The organism is Phreatobacter sp. (assembly GCF_016793595.1).
Taxonomy (GTDB): domain Bacteria; phylum Pseudomonadota; class Alphaproteobacteria; order Rhizobiales; family Phreatobacteraceae; genus Phreatobacter.
Map to the genome: position 1 here is coordinate 37,881 of NZ_JAEULY010000008.1, position 20,130 is coordinate 58,010.

Below are 20,130 nucleotides of genomic sequence, written 5' to 3' on the forward strand. Positions count from 1 at the left end.
TTGCAACGCAGTATTATCCTGCCGCGCCGCATTCATCCAGCCTTCATCCTGCGGTCATGAAAGCGCCGGAGCCGGATGGTCGATGACCCGCGCAGTTGAAATGCTGCGGCGAAAGCGCCTAAACAGACGCGCCGCGGGTCCGGGCCCATCGTCCGGTTGCAGCGCAAGATCGGGACTTCGACGATGACGCAATGGGTCTATACCTTCGGCGACGGCAAGGCCGAGGGTCAGTCGAGCATGCGCAACCTGCTCGGCGGCAAGGGCGCGAATCTCGCTGAAATGTCGAATATGGGCCTGCCCGTCCCGCCCGGATTCACGATCACCACCGGCGTCTGCACCTGGTACTACGATCACGGGCGCAGCTATCCCGCCGAGCTGAAGGCCGGGGTCGAGGCCGGCCTCGTCCATATCGGCAAGCTCACCGGCAAGATCTTCGGCGACGCGGCCAACCCGCTGCTGGTCTCCGTGCGCTCGGGCGCCCGCGCATCCATGCCCGGCATGATGGACACGATCCTCAATCTCGGCCTGAATGACACGACGGTTGAGGCTCTGGCGAAGGGCGCAGGCGACGAGCGCTTCGCCTATGACAGCTACCGCCGCTTTATCCAGATGTATTCCAACGTCGTGCTCGACCTGGACCACCACAATTTCGAGGAGCTCCTCGACGTCTACAAGGAGCGCAAGGGCTTCAGCCTCGATACCGAGCTCGCCGCCGCCGACTGGAAACACCTCGTCGGCGAGTACAAGGCACGCGTACTGGAAGAGACCGGCAAGCCCTTCCCGCAGGATCCGCACGAACAGCTCTGGGGCGCGGTCGGCGCGGTGTTCTCCTCGTGGATGAACCAGCGCGCCATCACCTATCGCCGCCTTCATGCGATCCCCGAGAGCTGGGGCACCGCGGTCAACGTCCAGGCCATGGTCTTTGGCAATATGGGCGACAGCTCCGCCACCGGCGTCGCCTTCACCCGCAATCCCTCGACCGGCCAGAAGGAGCTCTATGGTGAGTTCCTGATCAATGCGCAGGGCGAGGATGTCGTCGCCGGCATCCGGACGCCGCAGAACATCACCGAAGAGGCGCGCATCGCCGCGAAGTCCGACAAGCCGTCCATGGAGACGGCCCTGCCCGCCGTCTACACCCAGTTCATCGCCGTGGCAGCGACGCTCGAGAAGCACTACCGCGACATGCAGGATCTCGAGTTCACGGTCGAGCGCGGCAAGCTCTGGATGCTCCAGACCCGCAACGGCAAGCGCACCGCCAAGGCGAGCCTGCGCATCGCGGTGGAGCTGGCGAACGAGGGCCTGATCTCGAAGGACGAGGCGGTCTCTCGCGTCGATCCCGCCTCGCTCGACCAGCTGCTCCATCCGACCATCGACCCGAAGGCCGAACGCAAGGTGATCGCCACCGGCCTGCCGGCCTCGCCCGGCGCGGCGCGCGGCGAGATCGTCTTCAACTCCGACGAAGCCGAGTCGATGAAGGCCGCCGGCCACAAGGTCATCCTCGTGCGCGTCGAGACGAGCCCCGAGGACATCCACGGCATGCATGCCGCCGAAGGCATCCTGACGACGCGCGGTGGCATGACCAGTCATGCGGCAGTGGTCGCGCGCGGCATGGGCAAACCCTGCGTCTCCGGCGCCGGCTCCCTGCGCGTCGACTACAATGCGCAGACAATGACCGTTGCGGGCACGACCCTGAGGAAGGGCGACGTCGTCACTATCGACGGCTCGACAGGCCAGGTGCTGCAGGGCGAGGTCGCCATGCTCCAGCCGGAACTGTCCGGCGAGTTCGCGACGCTGATGGGCTGGGCGGACGCCGCGCGTCGCCTCAAGGTCCGCACCAATGCCGAAACGCCGGCCGATGCGCGCGTCGCCGTGAAGTTCGGCGCCGAGGGCATCGGACTCTGCCGCACCGAGCACATGTTCTTCGACGAGGAACGCATCGTCGCGGTGCGCGAGATGATCCTCGCCGACGACGAGAAGGGCCGGCGCGCGGCGCTTGCCAAGCTGCTGCCGATGCAGCGTTCCGACTTCGTCGAACTGTTCGAGATCATGGCGGGCCTGCCGGTGACGATCCGTCTGCTCGACCCGCCGCTGCACGAGTTCCTGCCGCATACCGACGCGGAGATCGCCGAGGTCGCGGCCGCCATGGGTGCCGACGCGAAGAAGCTCAAGGCCCGCGCCGAGGAACTGCACGAGTTCAACCCGATGCTCGGCTTCCGTGGCTGCCGCCTGGCGGTCGCCTATCCCGAGATCGCCGAAATGCAGGCCCGGGCCATCTTCGAGGCGGCCGTGGAGGCCGCAAGCAAGAGCGGCAGGCCCGTCGTCCCCGAAGTGATGGTGCCGCTGGTCGCCACCAAGGCCGAGCTCGATCTCGTCAAGGCGCGCATCGTCGCCATGGCGGAAGCGGTCATCAAGGAGACCGGCGCCAAGCTCGACTATATCGTCGGCACCATGATCGAACTGCCGCGCGCCGCGCTGCAGGCCGGCAAGATCGCCGAAAGCGCGGAGTTCTTCTCGTTCGGAACCAATGATCTGACGCAGACGACCTTCGGCATTTCCCGCGACGACGCGGCGAGCTTCCTCAACCCCTATCTCGCCAAGGGCATCATCGAGGTCGATCCCTTCGTCTCGCTCGATCAGGAGGGTGTCGGCGAACTCGTGAAGATTGCTGCCGAGCGTGGCCGCAAGACGCGGCCTGACATCAAGCTCGGCATCTGCGGCGAGCATGGCGGCGACCCGTCCTCGATCCACTTCTGCGAGAGCGTCGGGCTCGACTATGTCTCCTGCTCGCCGTTCCGCGTACCGATCGCCCGGCTTGCCGCGGCGCAGGCGGCGCTTGGCAAGGCGGCCGCCAGTCAGGCCTGAACCTGCGGCCATCTGGACCCTTCGTCGTGGTGGAGGGCCAGAATTTTCTGTGCGAGGCTCGCCGCCCCGAAGCGAGCCTCGTGAACCCGCCATGACCGACCAGACCGGACCCGCCTATCCGCCCGCCGGCATCGTTTTCGTCGGCGTGATGCTGGTTGCGGGCCTCGTGCTTGCCCTTCTGTTCAAGGCCAATCCGGCGCTGACGCAGGCGCTGCCCGGCCTGATGTGGTTGCTCGCCGTCGCGCTGATCTACGATGTCGGCGTCAACATCCTGTCCTTCCAGGGTCTGGTGAACGGTCCCATGTCGATGCCATGGCGCTTCGGCGGCTTCTTCGCGGGCGCCATCCTGCATGTCGGCCTCACTGCCATGCTCGGCTGAGCCGGCACGATGGTTCCTGCCTCCATTGAGGCCGTCAGGTCAGGCGGCAAGCGCGCACTTGCAGCCGCCCTCGCCGCCATCGAGACGAATGCGGGAACGCCTGAGCTGGCCGCCTTCCTCGACGCCGCCTGCCGCGCTGCGAAGGGCGCGACGCTCGGGCTGACCGGCCCGCCGGGCGTCGGCAAATCGACGCTCACCAACGCGCTCGTCGGCAGCTGGCGCGCGGCGGGCGAGACGGTCGGGGTCATCGCCATCGATCCCTCTTCCCGTCGCACCGGCGGCGCGCTGCTCGGCGATCGTGCTCGCATCTCCACCAACCCCGAGGATCGCGGCGTCTTCGTCCGCTCCATGGCGGCGCGCGACCGGCTCGGCGGCCTCTCCGACCAGACCGTGGCCGCCATGGTCATCATGCGCGCGGTGTTCGACCGGGTGCTGGTCGAGAGCGTTGGCATCGGCCAGTCGGAGGCCGATGTGGCGATGGTCGCCGATACGGTCGTGCTCTGCATCCAGCCCGGCTCCGGCGACAGCCTGCAATTCATGAAAGCCGGGGTCATGGAGCTCCCCGACGTCATCGCCGTGACCAAGGCCGACATGGGCGCGCCCGCGCGCAGGGCGAAAGCCGATGTCGAGGGTGCGCTGACCCTCGTCGCCCGCGATCCCGGCGCGTGGCCCGCGCCGGTCGTTCTGGTGTCATCGACGACCGGAGAGGGCATGGACGATCTCGCGCGGGCCATCGAGGCCCATAGGGCATGGCTGGGCGAAGGCCGGCTCGACGCCCGTCGGGCCGCGCAGGAAGCCCAGTGGGTCGAGGAGGCCATCCGCACGCGCTTTGGTACCGCCGGCACGGCGGCGATCCGGCCAGCCTTGGGACAGGGGCCGTTTCGACGCGAGCACGACATCATGACGCGGCTCGCCGCGCGGTTCGGCTGAAGAGACGCAGGCTCCACAGGCGGCCGATGAGCGGCTTTCGCGCCCCATTAACCCGCTCTCAACGTTACCTCGGCGATAAGGTTAGCGATGGGTGACCATCGTGCCCTTGTTCGGGCGTGTAGCGTGGCGTTTGCGTGGAGTGCGTCGGTATGCGTGCGTTGCGTCGGTCGTCGTCGCCCGTCCTGACTTCGGCTGCGATAGTCCCGGGCCTTGCGGCCTCGTTCCTGATGCTGTCGACGCAACAGGCAGCCTTCGCGGACCTCACCAGCTATCTCGCCAAGCGCTCCGGCATCGATCAGGTCTGGCGCCGCCATGTGGCGAGCCTTGTGCGCCCCTCGACCACGGTCGCGAGCTTCGCCTTCTCAAGTCCGATGCCGCGCGAGGATATGCCGCGCCTGCAGCTTGCCAGCCTGACCACCGGCTCGATCCATGCAGACCCGCGCCGCGCCGGCCGCAATGCCGGCCCGGCCCTTGGCGCGGGCATGGACGGCGGCGTGGTCTATCCCGTGCCGAACCGCGAGGCGAAGGGCGACCTGCTGCTGGAGCGGCCGCAACTGCGGCTCAGCATCGGTTCCCTGCGCGACCCCTCCCTGCTGGCGCCGACCGAGGATCTGTCGGCAGTCGCGCGTTTCGAGCGCGACCCGGCCGCGACCGACACGGAGCATTCGCCGCTGTCACTCGGCGGCGTGCAGCTCGCTTCCGCCGCGCCGGCGCAGATGCTGAACGACGGACCACCCGCTGCCCGGCTCGGCCTGTCCGGACCCGCGGTTGTGCCCCAGGATATTCCGGCAGACGAAATCGCCGAAGCGCCGGCGGCTGCGGAAACCTCGACCCCGGCGTCATCCGCCGAGCGGGCCGGCATTTCCGTCACGGGCGACGGCCCGCTCGCCAAAGCCGGGGCAGGGTTCGGTGCGCCGTCCATGCCGCTCGACAGCGCTCCGTTCCGCATGACCGCGACGGAAGATCAGGCATCCGGTTTCGACCCGATCCTCGGTCCCTTCGCCACCGACCGGAGCGGTGCCGCGGCGGATTCGCTGCTTGCGCGCTTGCTGAATCCGCGCGAGACACCTCCGGCGGAGGCATCGCCACGCCTCGTGGCACCCTCCGCCAGCCATCCGGCCGTCGCCCTCGGGCTGTCCGGGCAGGCCCATGCCCGTGCCGAGCGCTGCCTCGCCGAAGCCGTCTACTGGGAAGCGCGCTCCGAGCCGGAGCGCGGCCAGATGGCGGTGGCGCAGGTCGTGCTGAACCGCGCCGTGTCGGGCTTCTACCCGCGTGATGTCTGCGGGGTCGTCTACCAGAACGCCCATCGCTACCTCGCCTGCCAGTTCACCTTTGCCTGCGAGGGCCGGCGCAGCCTGGCGCCGACCGAGGCCGAACCCTGGTCGCGCGCCTCGCGCATCGCCAAGGACATGATGGCGGGCCAGCTCTGGCTGCCCGAGGTCGGTCATGCCACGCACTACCACGCGACCTATGTCCGACCGTGGTGGGCGCGCTCCATGAACCGTCTTCAGCAGATCGGCGTCCACGTCTTCTATCGGCCGCGCAACTGGGGTTCGGGGCCGCAGGTCCAGGCCGTCCGCGCTGCGCCGGGGGAGAGCTGACATCCTGCTGACAGGCTGAGTCAGCAGGCCATCGCGCCGCGGCATGGGTGGCATCACGCCTTTTCGCTTTGTGGCACCCGGGCAGTCACCTACATTGGCGCCGACCGTGTAGCTGCACGATGCTCGGGAGATTCGCCCAATGAATGCGACTTCGCTCGCCGCAAGGCAGGATGGCTGGCGCACGCCCTTCGTGATTGTCCTGTGCGGTTGTCTGATCGGGCTGCTGTCCTTCGGGCCGCGCTCCGTCGTCGGCATGTTCCTCAGCCCGATTTCGGTCGAGAACGGCTGGACGCGCGACGTCCTCTCCATGACCATCGCGGTCCAGAATCTCATGTGGGGCGTTGGCCAGCCCTTTGCGGGCGCCATTGCCGACCGGTTCGGCACGCTCAAGGTCTTCTGGGCCGGTGCGATCATGTACGGCGCGGGCCTCGCCTGCATGGCGCTGCCTCTGCCGCCACTGGTCATGCACGTGCTCTCCGGCTCGCTCGTCGGCCTCGGCCTCGCCGGCGTCTCCTTCAATCTCGTGCTGGCCTGTTTCGCCAAGCTCCTGCCGGAGAGCCGGCGCGCCTCGGCGATGGGCATGGGCACGGCCGCCTCGTCCTTCGGGCAGTTCGTCTTCGCACCGCTGACGCCGTTCCTGATCGACCTGTTCGGCTGGAAGGTCGTGCTGCTGATCTTCTCGGCGGTGCCGGTGCTGATCTTCCCGCTGGCGCTGGCGCTGGCCACCAGCCCGGCCGCCGGCATCGGCACCGGAACAGGCGCGGAGAAGAGCATCTCGACGACGCTGAAGGAGGCTTTCGCCCATCCGAGCTACGTCTATCTCGTCATCGGTTTCTTCACCTGCGGCTTCCAGCTCGCCTTCATCACCACGCACTACCCGACCTACCTCGCCGATCTGCGCATGCCGGCCTGGGTCGCGGGCTGGGCGCTGGCGCTGATCGGCCTGTTCAACATTGTCGGCTCGCTGACGGCCGGCTGGCTCTCGGCGCGCATGTCGAAGCGCTGGCTTCTGGTCTGGATCTACTTCGCGCGCGGGGCTGCCGTGGTGATGCTTCTGGCCCTGCCGCCCAGCACGCCGCTGGCAATCATCTTCGCGGCGCTGATGGGTCTCCTGTGGCTGTCCACCGTGCCGCCAACCTCGGGCCTCGTCGCGCTGATGTTCGGCACGCGCTACATGGCCATGCTCTACGGCTTTGTCTTCTTCTCACACCAGGTCGGCGGCTTCCTCGGCGCATGGCTCGGCGGCCTGATGTACGAGCGCACCGGCTCCTACGAGATCATGTGGTGGCTCAGCATCCTGTTCTGTATCGGCTCGGGCCTGATCAACATCCCGATCAAGGAGCGCCCGGTGAACCAGCCGATCGCGGTTCCCGCCGAGTAGTCCCGCTCTACCCCGGCCCTACCGCGCGACGAGCACCTGCCGGCAGGCGTCCGGCAGGCCGGCCATGGTGATCGGCGGCGGCGGGCGCCAGTTCGGGTTCGGCCGCGGGTTGAGCACCGCGTCGGTGAACCACCAGTCGAGGTCGGCGCCGCAGCCGTCCGACACGGGCGGCGGATCCTGCGCCCGGCAGCTGGCATTGCCGGCCGGGCAGCGGATGCGGATGTGCATGTGGTAGTTGTGGCCGGGCACGGGCCTGACCTTCGACAGCCACGAGCGGTCCGAGCCCGCTTCCCGGCAGAGCGCCTTCTTGATCGCGGCATTGACCAGCACCCGTTCGACGACGGGGTCCTGCGCCGCCGCGCGGATGACGCGCAGGTGCTGGCCGGTCCAGGTGGCGGGATCGATGTCGCGGCGATCGGAACGCACCATGTTGATCGCCGAGGTCATCTCGCGCTCTTCGCGGGTCAATTCGCGGCGCGGCATGGGGGTGAGCCAGATGTCGGCATCGAGGCCGAGCTGATGGGAGGCGTGGCCGGTGAGCATGGGCCCGCCGCGCGGCTGGGAAATGTCGCCGACGAGGATGCCCGGCCAGTTCGAGACGCGCGGCACGGTGCGCGCGAACCGCTCGAGGAAGGCGATCATGTCGGGATGGCCCCACATGCGGTTGCGGGAGAGCCGCATCACCTGCCAGGTCTCGCCGTTGACAGGAAGGGCGATGCCGCCGGCGAAGCAGCCGCGCGAATAGAAGCCAAAGGCGCGCGCCTGCATCGGGGCGCCTGTCGTCGCGCGGCCGAACAGCTCCTTCGCCGGCAGGTTCGGATCGTTCGGATTGGCGAGCGGCGGCAGCGGGCGAGGATTGACCGTGCCGATGGTCTGGGCCGCAGCCGGCCCGGATAGGGTCGCGAACAGCGTGGCGGCCAGCGCGAGGCGAGTGGCGAGACGAATCATGGCGTGCCCGGTGAGGGTCGATGGCTGGCAAGATTATGCAGGTTTTCGTTAACCATTTCTGTCCCCCGGACCCGGCTGCAGTGGGTCTTGCGTGACGAAGCGGAAGCCAGAGGAAGCCACGCCGCACGCCCCGCCTTGCCGGGCTTTCCGTCCCGGCGGTCATGCATCCTTGGCGCGGCCTTAAGGTGAATCGCCGAGTCAGCTTTACAGCCGCCGGCCGATACGGAATCAATTCGGAGCATTACACGCAGGAAGTGCCGTCTTGTCTCGCGTCGGAGGGGAATCCATGCGCATGTTCGGTTTCGTTCTGGCGCTGGTCGCCGGGCTGTTCGCGGCCGCGAAGGCGGAGGCCTCCATCGTCGTCCGCGTCGACAAGTCCAGCCAGACGATGCGCGTCGTCGTCGATGGCGAGCACCGCTTCACCTGGGCCGTGTCGACCGGCCGCGCCGGCTACAATACGCCGAACGGCAGCTATCGCCCGCAGCGGCTGGAGCGCAACTGGCGCTCGCGCAAATACGGCATGGCGCCGATGCCCCATTCGATCTTCTTCCGCGGCGGTTATGCGATCCACGGCACCAACATGGTCGGCCGCCTCGGCCGGATCGACAGCCACGGCTGCATTCGCCTTGCGCCCGGCAATGCGCGCACCCTGTTCGAGATGGTCGCCCGCCAGCGCGGCGCGACCCGCATCGTCATCGAAGGCGCCTCGCCCCGCCAGCCGGCGCCGGCCATGGCATCGCACCGCGGACCCGCGCGCGTCGCGGCGACCCCCGCCCGCGCGACGCAGATGCGCCTTCCCGCGACGGCCCGTGCCGTGATGCCGTCGCAGGCGCGCGCCGTCGCGCCGGGCGCAGTACGCGCTGCCCATCCGGTCGGTTCCGGCCGTGTCATGACGCCCCAGAGCGGTGCGCGCGCTGCCTATGCCGCGCCGCGCGGTTCCCACATCCAGCCAGCGGCCCGGCCGGCTGACCCGAACCGCTTCTTCACGGACTGGTTCCTCAGACGGTAATCGCGCCACGGGCCTGCTTCGAACGGGTGCGGGCCCCCCGGCCGGCATCCTTGCCAAACGCGCTTCGCGCCTTTATCAGCGCCCTCCACGGACAGGTGGCCGAGTGGTTGAAGGCGCACGCCTGGAAAGTGTGTATACGGGGAACCGTATCGCGGGTTCGAATCCCGCCCTGTCCGCCAAAAAATCACGTAAGATTTTGATTTAATAAGGTATTTTGCAGTCTGAAGCGCGTTTTATGCGCATTGACCCACAAAACGTAGACCGCTTCAAAATCCCTGATACTCCGCGCTGAAACACGCTCGGAAAGCCAACGAACCGGACTCGCCCCTTTTTTGCACAATCGGTCGCGATTCAACGCTCCCCAAAGTCGGCATTTGGGCCCATAGCTGACATCTGGAACGTCCGCTCTTGAGCTCTCTCATTAGCCGCTTCCGCCGAACCCGGGGCGGTTCAACAAGACGGCCTAGGTTGTGTCTTGAAGATCGCTACGCTTCGCTAAGGCCGAGCAGCTATTTTGCGTTCTGGCTGTCGATGCTTTACGCACCACGAAGCTGTTTTTGGGTTTGATTATGCCGGTTGTAAACAAGTCTCCCCACGAACTCTCGTTGGATCAGGCCAATCCACGCTTTGGCCTGACGCAGGCTGACACCGAGGCAGAGGCGTTGGAAATCCTCGCCGAAACCGCAAATCTCAAAGAGCTTTGGGACTCGATCGCAGAACGCGGCTACGAACCCTTCGAGCCGTTGGTCGCCGTGGAGGAGGGCGGTCGACTTGTCGTTCTAGAAGGGAATAGGCGCTTGGCGGCGGTCAAGCTCCTGCTTGACCCCGATCTGTTGAACAAGGAAGCCGCGCGGCGTCGCATACCCCGGCTGCCGGCCGACAAGCTCGCTACCTGTCAGAATCTGCCCGTCATTATCGTTCGCAGCCGCGACGAAGCTGCGGGATACATCGGGTTCAAGCACGTTAACGGACCGGCGCGCTGGTCTTCTCTTGCCAAAGCAAAGTTTGGCGTGGATTTCTACGAGTCGCTGAGCCAGCAACAATCGCCGCATGAGCGGATGAAGTCGTTAACGAAGCAGCTCGGCGATAGCCGCGGCCTGATCGTCAGGCTTTTGGTGGCGTACAAAATAGTGTTGCAGTGCAGCCGCCTTGGCATATTCGAGAGGCTCGATATCGATGAGGGCGATATCGAGTTTTCTCATCTTTATACGCTGATCAACAACCCAGATAGCAGAGCTTTCATTGGGCTGTCCCGCGCGCCGCTCAGCGAAAGCATGATCCGCGATAACCCTGTCCCGGACACTCACCACGCCGAATTGGCGCAGCTGATGTCATGGTTGTACGGGGAAAGGTCTGTCATCAAGGCGCAGGGAACGGATCGCCCCCGTCTACAACGTGTTTTGGCAAGCGATGCCGGTCTGAGGGAGTTGAAGGTCACCGGCGACCTCGGTTCTGCGGAAGCGGTCGCTGGATTAAAAAGTGACGATTGGCTTGAGATGCTAGCCAAGGCAGCCACTATTCTTACGAAGGCCACCACCGACGCGGCAGTGGTTTCCGTCGAGCTTCCAGAGGAGGGCACTGAACAAGCGCGTTCCTTGATAAAACGCATCGAACTTCAAACGAGGCAGATCAAGTCCGTTTTCACCACGGAGTGATACGCGTGATCAAATTCGGTCTGTCCGTGTTGAACTCTCCCAAAGTCACGTCGGATGTCCTGGCTTACTGGGAGGTCGCTGCCTTCTTTATCAAATCGGTATCCGCCGAGGCCCTTGACCTCGATGTTGATGAGGCCACCGACTGGTACATCGACAACGTAGTCGACGAAGCTTCTCGGGACGATTATCGATCCGAGCGGCAAACCGCTGAAAGCGAGATGATTGAGAGTTTTACGCAGGCCTTGACCAAGGCCGTGCGGGAAAGGTCGTCGGCCTTGGGTGAGCATTACCCGTTCGTGTTGGCCGATGCCGAGTTACGACGCAAGGATCTGTCGGCTTTATCAAGTGCAGCACTGAACTACATCTGCCTGCAGTTCTATCGCTTGATCAAAGCCGGATTTGTCGAATTTCATGGACAAAATTCAGATGAGGCCAAAGCCGTTCAGGCCTCATTCCTCCGGAAATTTACTAGGGTCTTCGAAAACATCGCTGCGTATGCTGTTGCGGGCCACACTTCTGGCTCGGCATTCCTAACATCGAGCTGCAGAAGCTCGGAGCATCTTCACGCCCTGCTCAAATCGATCTGTGCGTCGATTGGCGCAGGCGAAGTGCTGGCTTACGATCAATGGAACGAACTGCAAAGGGCGGCGAATGATGGCGGTGTCGACTGCCTGGTACGTGTTGGATCTGCGGAGGATCGGGGCAATGCCTTTCTGTCCCTTGTCGGGGCCAGCATTCAGGAGTCGCACATAGATCATAAGATCATGGGAGTGGACGCTCGGGAGCGTTTCAGTCGGTTCTTCAGGCAGAAGCCCGCGGCTTTTCAAAGTGCTTTCGTCAGGCCGCAGGATGAGACGGCGCTTATTAGGCTGAAATGCGCCGACAAAGACTGCTTGCTTTATTCGTATGATGAAATCGTTCGCGGCCTCGGGATGCTACAATTTCCGATGCGTTCGATAAATTTAAGGAAGGTTGGCGTCAAGTCGCGGTTGGTTTTAAGCGACCTGGAGACGGCCACACTTGTACATGAATTTGAGGATCATGCGCTTAGCTGATGGAGCTTCGATAAAGAAGCTCTTTCTCCGAACGCTTTCTGCTGAGGCTATAGCCAACGTCAATTAGATTTTGCTCGAACTTGCTGTAATTTTCCCGTACCAGTGGGTGATCGTCGTACGTCAGCAGCCAGTGAGGAGCGTTGCCTGCGCTGAGCCAGTTCGCCAGATCGCGATGCCGATCCTCGCTCATGCCGTCGTAATAGAGACGGCCGCCGGCCCCGACGTAGGGTGGATCGATGAAAAGGAAGGTGCTGGAGAGCTTTTGATGCTGGGCAAGCTCTCGACAAAACTCAAGGCCATCTTGGCACGATAGGGTGACTTGATCGCGAAGCGCGCCAAGCGCGCGAACCCGCTTCGCAAGCGCTTCTCTGTTGAAGCGCGCGTCAATCTTCCACCGGCCCTCCTGAGAGTATCCCCCGATAGGTCCCGATCCAATAACAACACCCGAGCGACTGGTCCGATTGACGAAGAAGGTAGCAAAACCGAGCTCAAAATCGTAATCTGGCAGCGAGGTTTCATAGAGGCGAATGAGGGCGTCGTCCCAGGTGGTCAACGTAACTTCGACCGACATGATCCTCTCTAAAAAGCGGTCGGTTTCGGTCAGCATGGCCCGCCACGCCGAATAAATCCGTCGGTCAGCGTCATTCAGGAAGAGCTGCTCAACTTCGCCCGCGAGCAGCAAATTCGTAGCTGCACCCGCCCCCCCGCAATATGGCTCCGCAAAGTTGGGCCGGGATCCGTCAAATCGCTTCGCAAGTTCAGCAGACAACAAGGGAGTCAGGAACCCCTTTCCGCCGGGATACCGAAACGGAGAGGCGGCGTTGCCAACGTAGGGTCGGCGAAAGGCGCTCAAATCGATGATGTTGGTCGCCAGGTCTCGCACGTCTCGACTCGCATTGATGGTTCATCGCACCATGGTCGTTGGGGCCCGAATTGCCAAGGGGATGAGGAGGAAGGGAGAGAACCCGCTTCGCCGATCGGCCAAAGCGACGTCTGCAATCTGGCGATACGACGGGGCATCGTTCGTTTCCGCATTTGGGAAAGTCGTAGACTTCCGCTTTGGCGGCGCGTAGCCGAACGTCCGCTGTCAGCCTACGAGCCAATGTCGCCTCTGGCGCGTAGCCGACGTTGTCACGGCGAGCGCAGCGGTCTCGCCAGCAGGCATTAAGCCTAGGCACATCGCGGCGGTGGAAGAACGCTATCTAATTGATAATATGGAATAATTTGACATTTCTCTTACGATTTGCTATATTCGTCAAACTCAGGATTTCTGTGTCTTTTAGGCCTCGATCAGTGTCTCGCTGCCTCGTCCTGAGCTGATCGCCGCCTCAAAGCGGCTGAGTCCCCGCTCTCCTTCAACGTCTGGAGACATTCCCCATGCTCGGGCACCAAGCCAAGGTGCTCTCGCAGGGCGCGCTCGTGCGCGTCCTCGCGAGAGTGCGTCTGCATGCCTATCCCCGTCGCGATCGTGTGATCGTGCTGTTATCGCTCCGCGCCGGTCTTCGCGCCGGCGAGATCGCCGGTCTCACATGGTCGATGGTCCTCAACGATCGCGGCCGCGTCGGCGAGGTCATCAACGTCCGCTCGTCGATTGCGAAGAAAGGATCCGGTCGGCGCGTGCCGATCCATCTTGAACTGAAGCGCGCGCTAAGCGAGCTGAAACGGCATGGGCTGCGTTCTGACTGCCTGCCAGAACGGCCCGTCATCATCTCGGCGCGTGGCGGACCGATGCGGGCGAACTCGATCGTCAACTGGTTCGTCGCGCTATATGCCGAGCTCGGCTTGGAGGGCTGTTCGTCGCATTCGGGACGGCGGACCTTTATCACACAGGCAGCGCGGCAGGCGCACCGCGCCGGAGCCAGTCTGCGCGACGTGCAGCTTCTTGCCGGTCACCGTTCGATCGAGACGACGCAGACCTATATCGACGGCGACACGCATGCACAGCGCCGGCTCGTCAACCTGATCTGAGCCCCGATGCATCGGGACTGCCCTGGCCAGGGCCAGTCGCCGTTCCCACGACCTCTCACCTCGCAAACGGGAGCTATCCGCCATGGTCCAAGACCGTGATCGACCAAACATGCCACGACGGCGGCCAAGAGGCGCGGCGTCCTCTACCCCTACCCTTTCGGCCGGTTCGATCGTCAGCGTCTCGATCCGTGGCTTCCACCGCCGCCCGACGCCAGACCCTCACGCGCGTGTCGCGATGGCCGAACGAATCATCGATGCGATCGCGCTGAGCGGCTGGGGCGACGTCGAGGCGGTGTTGTTGCCTGGAGGATTCCTCCGGCTGCCAGACCCCATCGGCCATCTTGACGAGACCGCGCGCCGCGAGGCTCTGCTCAGCCGGCCGATGGTGAGGGCGCTGGGCGAGCTGAGCCGGCGGTTGGCCGGCAGGGCAGGCCCTCCGTTTTTGGTCGTCGGTATCGATCTCAAACCCCTCAACCGCCGCATCGGCGGCGACCAGATGGTGGCCGCCTGGCGCGACGGCGAGCTCGTCGCGCTGACGCGCAAGACCTTCCCTGCGAACGGCGACACCGATGGCTGGGGCCCGGTCTACCCCGTCTACGAGGAGGATTTCAGCAGCCCGTCGCGCATGGTGGTTTTGCCTCGCGGCCGGCGTGCGGTCTTGCTCGGCTGCTACGATGCCTTCGGCGTGCGCGGTATTATCCACGAACGCCATGCCGATCTGACGGCGATGCGCCTCGCTCGTGATCGCGTGAACGGGCTCCACCGGCCGTCCATCGCCTTGCGCCGCTATTTCCTTGCCCGCTGTCGCGCATTGATGGCAGCGCACCCACCGGACCTTGCTCTCATCGCGATCCATAACTTCATCCGGCCGGGCGCTGACGGATACTGGCAGCGCCACGGCATTGCAGGCGCCTCGGCGGCTCTTGGCGGCATCCCCGTGATCGGTGCGTCGCACTTCAACGAAGCCCTGCCTCAAGATCCCGATCGCAGCCCCCTCGCCGCCGCCGGCGTTCCACAGACGCATCTCGATCAAGGCGGCCGCCGCGAGCCGCACGCCGTCAGACCCGATGCCAGCATCGTTCTCCACGGTCGAGACGGCTCTCCGCTCGCGATCATCAGACGCTTCGATTGCCTCACTCCCTCAACCCATGAAAGGAACATATGATGAACAACGATCTCGGCAGCGCCGTCACGACCGGCGGCGATCAGGATGCGGTCTCCCTCGCCGATGCCGCGCGCACGACGATCATCCGCTGCCTCAACGATACGTTCCGCACGACCTTCACCGGCGGCCAGGTGATGCTGACGCGCGGCATTCTCGCGCTCGGCGGCGAAGCGCAACAGACCATCCTGGAGAGGATCAGGGTCTTTGAAGAGTTTCACACTGACAACGACCCGTATGGCGAGCACGACTTCGGCTCGTTCGAGCATGCGGGAGCCACGATCGCGTTCAAGATCGACTGCTACGATCCCTCGCTCACCTATGGCTCTGAGAACCCGGCCGACGCTTCCGTCACGGTGCGCGTCATGACCATCATGCTCATCGAGGAGTGGTGAGCATTATCGCATCGAACCGCGGCACCACTAACCAACTGCCACGCTGAGCTGACAAGCGCCTCGGCTAGCGCCGACGCCCCGACCTCCCTCACAATCGAACAGGAAACCTCCCATGTCAGGGATTGCATTCGCTCGCCCGGAATCTCAGTCGAACAACCGCAGCCTCCGCTCCGCGCGACGACGTTCAGCGCTCACACTGGCCTCGCTACAGAAGCGCTACGACTGGGCGGGCCGGCCGCTCTGGCAGCTCTGCCAGATCGAGCCTCGCCTCGCCGACTTCCTGCGCGATGCACCGGCCCACACCCTGCACTACACGGCGCTCGCCCTGCGGGGCATGCAGAAGCGTCGCCGCGTTGTCGATGCCTGGCTCGCGACCAACCTCGCCTCGCGCGCTCGACGCGATGTTCTGCGCGAGGTCTGGGGATTCGATCTCGGCTCGACACGGGCGCTCGCCCGTCTCGGCGACGAACCGATGGTCGTGGCAAGCTACGACGCGCTGGCCATCGTGCTCGCAGACCCCGGACGACGCCGCGCATTCGGCGACCTGCCTCGTCCAACGGACCTCGTCATCCTGCGCATCGCAGACGCTCCTGATGCGGTCATCGCTTCGACGCGCGGCCGGCTCATCGGCAGGTTCGGCGCGGCGGGCGTGACGTTCCTCGCCGATGGCATTGCGCGCATTCGGCCTGACCTTAGCCACGAGGCGATCCAGCGCGCGCTCAACGCACTGGAGAAGCCGGCGAAGATCGACAACCTGCTGACCCGCCTCAGCCGCGATCTCGTCCTGCCCGATCCGCCGTGGATAGGCACAGGCACCATCACGCCGCTGCGAACTGTCAGGGAGCTGCGCGCCGCAGGGCTGCGGCTAGAGAACTGCCTCAACAGCCTCGCCATCTGGAGCGAGGCGCTTGGCGGCCAACGCGCCTTCTACCTCGTTGAGGAGCGCGAGCTCTGCATTGTCGCGCTCGGCCGGCACGAGGTGTTCGGCACCTGGTTCGTGCACTCCCTCGCCAAGCGCCGCAACGGCATGCCCGCCCGCGACGTCAAGCGGCGCATCGTCGAGGCCTTCGCCGCCGCTGGGCTCCCATATTTCGACGGCGCGCCGATCGGCATCGGCCTCGATGGCGACGACTGACCGTCTCGTAGACCGTCGCCTCAGCGCTTTAGGAGATCGGCCGCTTCGACGCCGAGCGCCGTCGCGATCCAATGGAGATTGTCGACCGACACCGCATGCAGCCCGCGCTCGATCTTCGAGATGTTCGTGCGGTGCAGCTCGGCGCGATCGGCTAGCTCTTCCTGGCTGATCTCGCGCTCCGTCCTCAAGCGACGAATGTTCCTCGCCACAAGCTGACGTGCAGGACTTGGTCGGTCGCGCTTCACGCAGCGGACCAGACCGTCTTGACGCATTTATGACTACAGCGTTTATGCTACAGAAGGAGAACCAGAATGATCATGCAACTGGTTAGAGCCGGCACCTTCAGTGCCCTATGTTTCGCTGCGAGCGTTTGGGACGCTCCGAAAGCCCGGGCACAATGGGGCGGGCCAACGTGTCAGTCCGTTGCGGGAGCAGAGCTGGCTCAAGTCGGCCAACAGCTCGGCCGCGTCTTCGCTCAAGCGCTTCAGAACATGGATCAGAACACGGCTATAGCGATCGAGCTGCTGGGCCTTGGATTTGCCGGGCAGTTCGACTTGAGCAAGCCCATCACGGTGACGCCGCGCGTCGTCGGCGCAACGGCAATCGCCCGGGAGAGCCTCCAGACGAGGTGTCGCGTTCGAGCTACGATCGCAGTGACCTATAGCCGCCAACGCGGACAAGTCGACCTCAGCGGCCCCCAGCCCACCATCCGTAACCAAGCGATGCTCGAACAGTTCGAGACAACGCTCGTCTACGACATGATCTTTGTCGAGAACGAGATCCTCGAATCCGACGTCCTTCAAGAGATCATCAAGCTGACAGTCGAGCACGCCACCGGCCGCATGCAGACGGAAGCCCATTTGCACGCTGAGGTCGAGGAGGTTCGGCAGCAGCAGCGGCTGGCAGAGCGCAGGCAGGAGGAAGCGCAGTCCCGGCAGCGCCAGGAGGAGCGCCGCATCGCGGAGGCAAGAGAACAAAGCCGGGCGAACCGCCAGACGCAGATCGACCGTTTGCGACGGCAGATCGCGAGCGTCGAACGCGACATTCAAGACATGGTGCGGGAGGCGGAGGACGATCGCCGCCGCGACACTGCGCGCGGTTTGCAGCGCGATGAACTCAGCCGCCGCGCGGCTCGCGATGAGCGGCTTTTGTCGGCTGGCCTCGCCTCGCGGCGTCAAAGCCTTCAGCAATTGAGAGATCAGTTGCGCGAGCTCGAAGCGCAACCAGGGGACCTTGCTGCAAACTCACCTGCCATCAGACCTCAGATCACGCGACAAGAGCTCAACGTTATTCAGGCATGGTTCGAGCGCTGCTGGAATATCGCAGATGACCCTCAGCGCAGCCGCGGCTCTCTACGTGTCCACATTCGATTCAATGCCGACGGCTCGTTGGCCAGCCGGCCCGAGGTGCGAAACGCGCAACCGGATCCGACATCGCAGCAGCGCGCCAATGCCGTCACTCGGGCACTGCTACGATGCTCCGCAGAGAATCCAGTGCGGTTGCCGCAAGACCGGCACGCCGCCTGGTCCGAAGCCGTCATAGCTTTAGACTAGCTAGAACTTTGTCGACATGCCCGTAACACCCTGCGCCGGCAGGAGACTTGCCGGGGCGATGTAGTGCCGCGCGACGCCGGTCTGCTGGCACCAGCGTAGGATCGCCATCGAGGTGAACTCGGTGTCGCTGTCGGAGACGATCGTATCCGGCCGGTCACGCAGGCGAATGACATCATCCAGCTCACGGGCCACGCGCATGACAGCACCCAGCTCGGAGAGGAAGACCATCCGCACGGCTTGCGTCAGATGGGCTGTCGTGTTCATCTATCTGCCCGAGCGTTCATATGTGTGAACAGAAATGGCCGGAGCAGGCACGCTGACACCCGTCAAGAGCGCCCAACGCGTTCTCGATATCTTCGAGTTCTATGCTGAGCGCGGAAGTCCCGCCACGCTCAGCGAGATCGCCTCGCTTCTGCAGATGCCGAAGTCGAGCTGCCTGGCCCTGCTGTCGACCCTCTCCGCAAGGGGCTACCTTTACGAGATGCGCGCTCAGGTGGGCTATTACCCGACGCGGCGATGGTTCGACAAAGCCGAGGTTATCACCGCCAGGGATCCGCTCATCGCCATGGCCAGGCCAATATTGTCGAGGCTACGCGACGAACTCGGCGAAACCCTGATCTTCGCCAAGCTGTCGGGCCGGCAGATCGTCTATCTCGACGTGGCCGAGTCCCGCGAGGTCTTGCGCTACACGGCGGTGGCGGGCCAGACGAAGCCGCTGCACGGCACGGCATCCGGCAAGGCGGCGCTGGGCGCCTTGCCGGAACCGGCGCGCCGGACGATGATGGCGCAGCTTGACTTCGACCGGCTTACGCCGCGCACCCTCCAGAACGCCGAGACGCTGGAGCAGGAGATACGGCACGGACAGGCGCGCGGCTTCCATGTTTCGCTGGGCGAGAACGTGCCTGACGCAGCAGCCGTTGCCGTTGCCATTTCCCTCAATCAGGAAATCTGCGTCCTGACCGCGGCCGGCCTGACCCGCCGTCTCGAACATCGGCTGGACGAGATCGGAGAGCTGCTGCGTCGCGCTGCGGCGCAGATCGGCAAACCATGATATTGGAGGAACGACAGTGAGCAGACGTTATGTCGTCCGGGCGGACGAAGCGCCGCCCTACCACCCGGCCAACCATGTCGGTACGACCAATCGCCGCCTGATCAGCCCCGACACCGTGGGCGCCCGTCATCTCGAGGTCGTCCACGGCACGATCAAACCCGGCCAGGGCGCACTGCCCCATGCGCATCCCGACCTCGAACAGGTCTGCTACATGCTGGAGGGGCGTGCCGTCGCGGAGGTCGGCGGCATACGCTACGAGCTGCAGGCGGGCGACAGCTGCTACTTTCCACCCGGCGAGCGCCACATCTTCGAGGTGGTGGGCGACCGACCGGCCAAGCTGCTGGTCATCTATTCCCCGCCTTACGGGGAAAATCCCGCTCAGGTCATTCGCGGCTGAGGAAACGCGATCATGAAGCTCGTCAGCGACACCTTCCCCGATATGGGCTTCATGCCCGACACCTGCGCCTTCGGGCTGCTGGAACCCGACAAGAGCTACCGGTGGGGCGAGAATCGCAATCCGCATTTTGCCTGGAGCGATCTGCCGGCAGGAACCCGCTCGCTCGTCATGATCAATGACGATCTCGACGTGCCCGTCAGGCTGGAGACGTTCAACAAGGAGGGCAGCGTCGTTGCGCGGGAACAGCAGCGGCGCAGCCTGTGTCACTGGGTTCTGGTCGACATCGACCCCGCTGGCGGGCCGATTGCCTTCGGAGAGCTTTCCGAAGGCGTGACCGAGGGTGGCAAACCCGGCCCGGAAGCCACGCGCGGCATGCGCCAGGGCCTGAACGAATATACCGACTGGTTCAGGAACGATGCCAGGATGGGCGGCCAGTATTTCGGCTATGACGGCCCCTGCCCCCCGTGGAACGACGAGCGGCCCCACCGCTACGTCTTCACGCTCTACGCGCTGGACATCGACCGCCTGCCGGTCGAGGGCGCCTTCGACAAGTCGGCCGCGCTGGCCGCGATGCAGGGTCACGTTCTGGCCGAGGCATCGCTGACAGGTCTCTACGCGCTCAACCCCAATGCCGTTCGCGCGCTCTAGA

General features: G+C 64.7%; 19 protein-coding genes, 1 tRNA gene and 1 pseudogene. 17 read left to right on the forward strand and 4 right to left on the reverse strand.

The genetic code is table 11. The features are described from left to right. Positions 1–183 precede the first annotated feature (183 nt). The 5 genes from ppdK to JNK84_RS10740 all read left to right on the forward strand — a co-directional run bounded on the left by ppdK (position 184) and on the right by JNK84_RS10740 (position 7,153). A complete protein-coding gene (gene ppdK, locus JNK84_RS10720; RefSeq protein ID WP_293423886.1) occupies positions 184–2,862 on the forward strand; it encodes a pyruvate, phosphate dikinase in 2,679 nt (892 codons plus the stop codon). 91 nt (positions 2,863–2,953) lie between these two features. Continuing rightward, positions 2,954–3,241 carry a hypothetical protein gene (locus JNK84_RS10725; protein WP_293423888.1) on the forward strand — a complete coding sequence of 96 codons (288 nt, stop codon included), beginning with the start codon at positions 2,954–2,956 and terminating at the stop codon, positions 3,239–3,241. Between the two features lie 9 nt (positions 3,242–3,250). Further along, positions 3,251–4,171: an ArgK/MeaB family GTPase gene (locus JNK84_RS10730; protein WP_293423889.1), complete on the forward strand. Its 921-nt coding sequence runs from the start codon at positions 3,251–3,253 to the stop codon at positions 4,169–4,171. Positions 4,172–4,398: 227 nt separating this feature from the next. Then, positions 4,399–5,772, forward strand: a complete 1,374-nt coding sequence (locus JNK84_RS10735; RefSeq protein ID WP_293423891.1) for a cell wall hydrolase — start codon at positions 4,399–4,401, stop codon at positions 5,770–5,772. Positions 5,773–5,911: 139 nt separating this feature from the next. Then, a complete protein-coding gene (locus JNK84_RS10740) occupies positions 5,912–7,153 on the forward strand; it encodes an MFS transporter (protein WP_293423893.1) in 1,242 nt (413 codons plus the stop codon). A gap of 18 nt (positions 7,154–7,171) precedes the next feature. On the opposite strand, the gene mepA is transcribed toward JNK84_RS10740, so the two are convergent. Continuing rightward, on the reverse strand, positions 7,172–8,101 hold the full coding sequence (mepA, locus tag JNK84_RS10745) for a penicillin-insensitive murein endopeptidase (protein ID WP_293423895.1): 930 nt from the start codon (positions 8,099–8,101) through the stop codon (positions 7,172–7,174). Positions 8,102–8,387: 286 nt separating this feature from the next. Here mepA and JNK84_RS10750 point away from each other — a divergent pair, with 286 nt between their 5' ends. The 4 genes from JNK84_RS10750 to JNK84_RS10765 all read left to right on the forward strand — a co-directional run bounded on the left by JNK84_RS10750 (position 8,388) and on the right by JNK84_RS10765 (position 11,820). Continuing rightward, positions 8,388–9,110 (forward strand): L,D-transpeptidase, encoded by a 723-nt coding sequence (locus tag JNK84_RS10750; protein WP_293423897.1) that lies wholly within the window; start codon positions 8,388–8,390, stop codon positions 9,108–9,110. Between the two features lie 89 nt (positions 9,111–9,199). Beyond that, positions 9,200–9,289 (forward strand) — tRNA-Ser (locus JNK84_RS10755). A gap of 426 nt (positions 9,290–9,715) precedes the next feature. Then, the gene (locus JNK84_RS10760; protein ID WP_293423899.1) at positions 9,716–10,765 is read left to right on the forward strand and encodes a ParB N-terminal domain-containing protein; all 1,050 of its coding nucleotides are present in this window, start codon (positions 9,716–9,718) and stop codon (positions 10,763–10,765) included. Positions 10,766–10,770: 5 nt separating this feature from the next. Continuing rightward, the gene (locus tag JNK84_RS10765; protein ID WP_293423901.1) at positions 10,771–11,820 is read left to right on the forward strand and encodes a hypothetical protein; all 1,050 of its coding nucleotides are present in this window, start codon (positions 10,771–10,773) and stop codon (positions 11,818–11,820) included. Here JNK84_RS10765 and JNK84_RS10770 read toward each other — a convergent pair. Next, positions 11,813–12,703 carry a DNA adenine methylase gene (locus JNK84_RS10770; RefSeq protein WP_293423903.1) on the reverse strand — a complete coding sequence of 297 codons (891 nt, stop codon included), beginning with the start codon at positions 12,701–12,703 and terminating at the stop codon, positions 11,813–11,815. The two genes, JNK84_RS10765 and JNK84_RS10770, sit on opposite strands and share 8 nt — an antisense overlap. A gap of 494 nt (positions 12,704–13,197) precedes the next feature. Here JNK84_RS10770 and JNK84_RS10775 point away from each other — a divergent pair, with 494 nt between their 5' ends. From JNK84_RS10775 to JNK84_RS10790, 4 genes are all read left to right on the forward strand, one after another. Then, positions 13,198–13,788, forward strand: a complete 591-nt coding sequence (locus tag JNK84_RS10775; protein WP_293423905.1) for a tyrosine-type recombinase/integrase — start codon at positions 13,198–13,200, stop codon at positions 13,786–13,788. Between the two features lie 235 nt (positions 13,789–14,023). Beyond that, complete coding sequence (locus tag JNK84_RS10780; protein WP_293423907.1) at positions 14,024–14,953, forward strand: hypothetical protein; 930 nt, start codon at positions 14,024–14,026, stop codon at positions 14,951–14,953. Then, positions 14,953–15,345 carry a DUF3768 domain-containing protein gene (locus JNK84_RS10785; RefSeq protein WP_293423909.1) on the forward strand — a complete coding sequence of 131 codons (393 nt, stop codon included), beginning with the start codon at positions 14,953–14,955 and terminating at the stop codon, positions 15,343–15,345. The genes JNK84_RS10780 and JNK84_RS10785 overlap by 1 nt, the downstream gene beginning before the upstream one ends. A gap of 112 nt (positions 15,346–15,457) precedes the next feature. After that, entirely contained in the window at positions 15,458–16,480 is a 1,023-nt protein-coding gene (locus JNK84_RS10790; protein WP_293423911.1) for a hypothetical protein, read from the forward strand. Positions 16,481–16,500: 20 nt separating this feature from the next. Here the strand turns inward: JNK84_RS10790 and JNK84_RS10795 are convergent, their stop codons facing one another. Beyond that, positions 16,501–16,752, reverse strand: a complete 252-nt coding sequence (locus JNK84_RS10795; protein ID WP_293423913.1) for a helix-turn-helix domain-containing protein — start codon at positions 16,750–16,752, stop codon at positions 16,501–16,503. Positions 16,753–16,791: 39 nt separating this feature from the next. Here JNK84_RS10795 and JNK84_RS10800 point away from each other — a divergent pair, with 39 nt between their 5' ends. Beyond that, positions 16,792–18,033, forward strand: coding sequence for a hypothetical protein (locus JNK84_RS10800; protein ID WP_293423915.1), 1,242 nt, complete (start codon positions 16,792–16,794; stop codon positions 18,031–18,033). Positions 18,034–18,084: 51 nt separating this feature from the next. Here the strand turns inward: JNK84_RS10800 and JNK84_RS23555 are convergent. Then, positions 18,085–18,228 (reverse strand): annotated as a pseudogene (locus tag JNK84_RS23555) (IS3 family transposase); the annotation flags it as partial. Positions 18,229–18,331: 103 nt separating this feature from the next. Between JNK84_RS23555 and JNK84_RS10810 the strand changes: the two are divergent. The 3 genes from JNK84_RS10810 to JNK84_RS10820 are packed head-to-tail and all read left to right on the forward strand — an operon-like array spanning position 18,332 to position 20,129. Further along, positions 18,332–19,084 (forward strand): IclR family transcriptional regulator, encoded by a 753-nt coding sequence (locus JNK84_RS10810; protein WP_293423917.1) that lies wholly within the window; start codon positions 18,332–18,334, stop codon positions 19,082–19,084. 16 nt (positions 19,085–19,100) lie between these two features. Then, a complete protein-coding gene (locus JNK84_RS10815; protein ID WP_293423919.1) occupies positions 19,101–19,481 on the forward strand; it encodes a cupin domain-containing protein in 381 nt (126 codons plus the stop codon). A 12-nt stretch (positions 19,482–19,493) separates the two neighbouring features. After that, on the forward strand, positions 19,494–20,129 hold the full coding sequence (locus JNK84_RS10820; protein WP_293423921.1) for a YbhB/YbcL family Raf kinase inhibitor-like protein: 636 nt from the start codon (positions 19,494–19,496) through the stop codon (positions 20,127–20,129). The last annotated feature ends 1 nt before the right edge of the window (position 20,130 follow it).

Excerpts from the sequence above, each read along its gene's own strand:
- JNK84_RS10810 (WP_293423917.1), top strand. The coding sequence starts at position 18,332 with ATGGCCGGAGCAGGCACGCTGACACCCGTCAAGAGCGCCCAACGCGTT.
- JNK84_RS10785 (WP_293423909.1), top strand. The coding sequence starts at position 14,953 with ATGAACAACGATCTCGGCAGCGCCGTCACGACCGGCGGCGATCAGGAT.
- JNK84_RS10725 (WP_293423888.1), top strand. The coding sequence starts at position 2,954 with ATGACCGACCAGACCGGACCCGCCTATCCGCCCGCCGGCATCGTTTTC.
- JNK84_RS10780 (WP_293423907.1), top strand. The coding sequence starts at position 14,024 with ATGGCCGAACGAATCATCGATGCGATCGCGCTGAGCGGCTGGGGCGAC.
- mepA (WP_293423895.1), bottom strand. The coding sequence starts at position 8,101 with ATGATTCGTCTCGCCACTCGCCTCGCGCTGGCCGCCACGCTGTTCGCG.
- JNK84_RS10750 (WP_293423897.1), top strand. The coding sequence starts at position 8,388 with ATGCGCATGTTCGGTTTCGTTCTGGCGCTGGTCGCCGGGCTGTTCGCG.
- JNK84_RS10790 (WP_293423911.1), top strand. The coding sequence starts at position 15,458 with ATGTCAGGGATTGCATTCGCTCGCCCGGAATCTCAGTCGAACAACCGC.
- JNK84_RS10800 (WP_293423915.1), top strand. The coding sequence starts at position 16,792 with ATGATCATGCAACTGGTTAGAGCCGGCACCTTCAGTGCCCTATGTTTC.
- JNK84_RS10795 (WP_293423913.1), bottom strand. The coding sequence starts at position 16,752 with ATGCGTCAAGACGGTCTGGTCCGCTGCGTGAAGCGCGACCGACCAAGT.
- JNK84_RS10775 (WP_293423905.1), top strand. The coding sequence starts at position 13,198 with ATGCTCGGGCACCAAGCCAAGGTGCTCTCGCAGGGCGCGCTCGTGCGC.
- ppdK (WP_293423886.1), top strand. The coding sequence starts at position 184 with ATGACGCAATGGGTCTATACCTTCGGCGACGGCAAGGCCGAGGGTCAG.
- JNK84_RS10735 (WP_293423891.1), top strand. The coding sequence starts at position 4,399 with ATGCTGTCGACGCAACAGGCAGCCTTCGCGGACCTCACCAGCTATCTC.
- JNK84_RS10740 (WP_293423893.1), top strand. The coding sequence starts at position 5,912 with ATGAATGCGACTTCGCTCGCCGCAAGGCAGGATGGCTGGCGCACGCCC.
- JNK84_RS10730 (WP_293423889.1), top strand. The coding sequence starts at position 3,251 with ATGGTTCCTGCCTCCATTGAGGCCGTCAGGTCAGGCGGCAAGCGCGCA.
- JNK84_RS10820 (WP_293423921.1), top strand. The coding sequence starts at position 19,494 with ATGAAGCTCGTCAGCGACACCTTCCCCGATATGGGCTTCATGCCCGAC.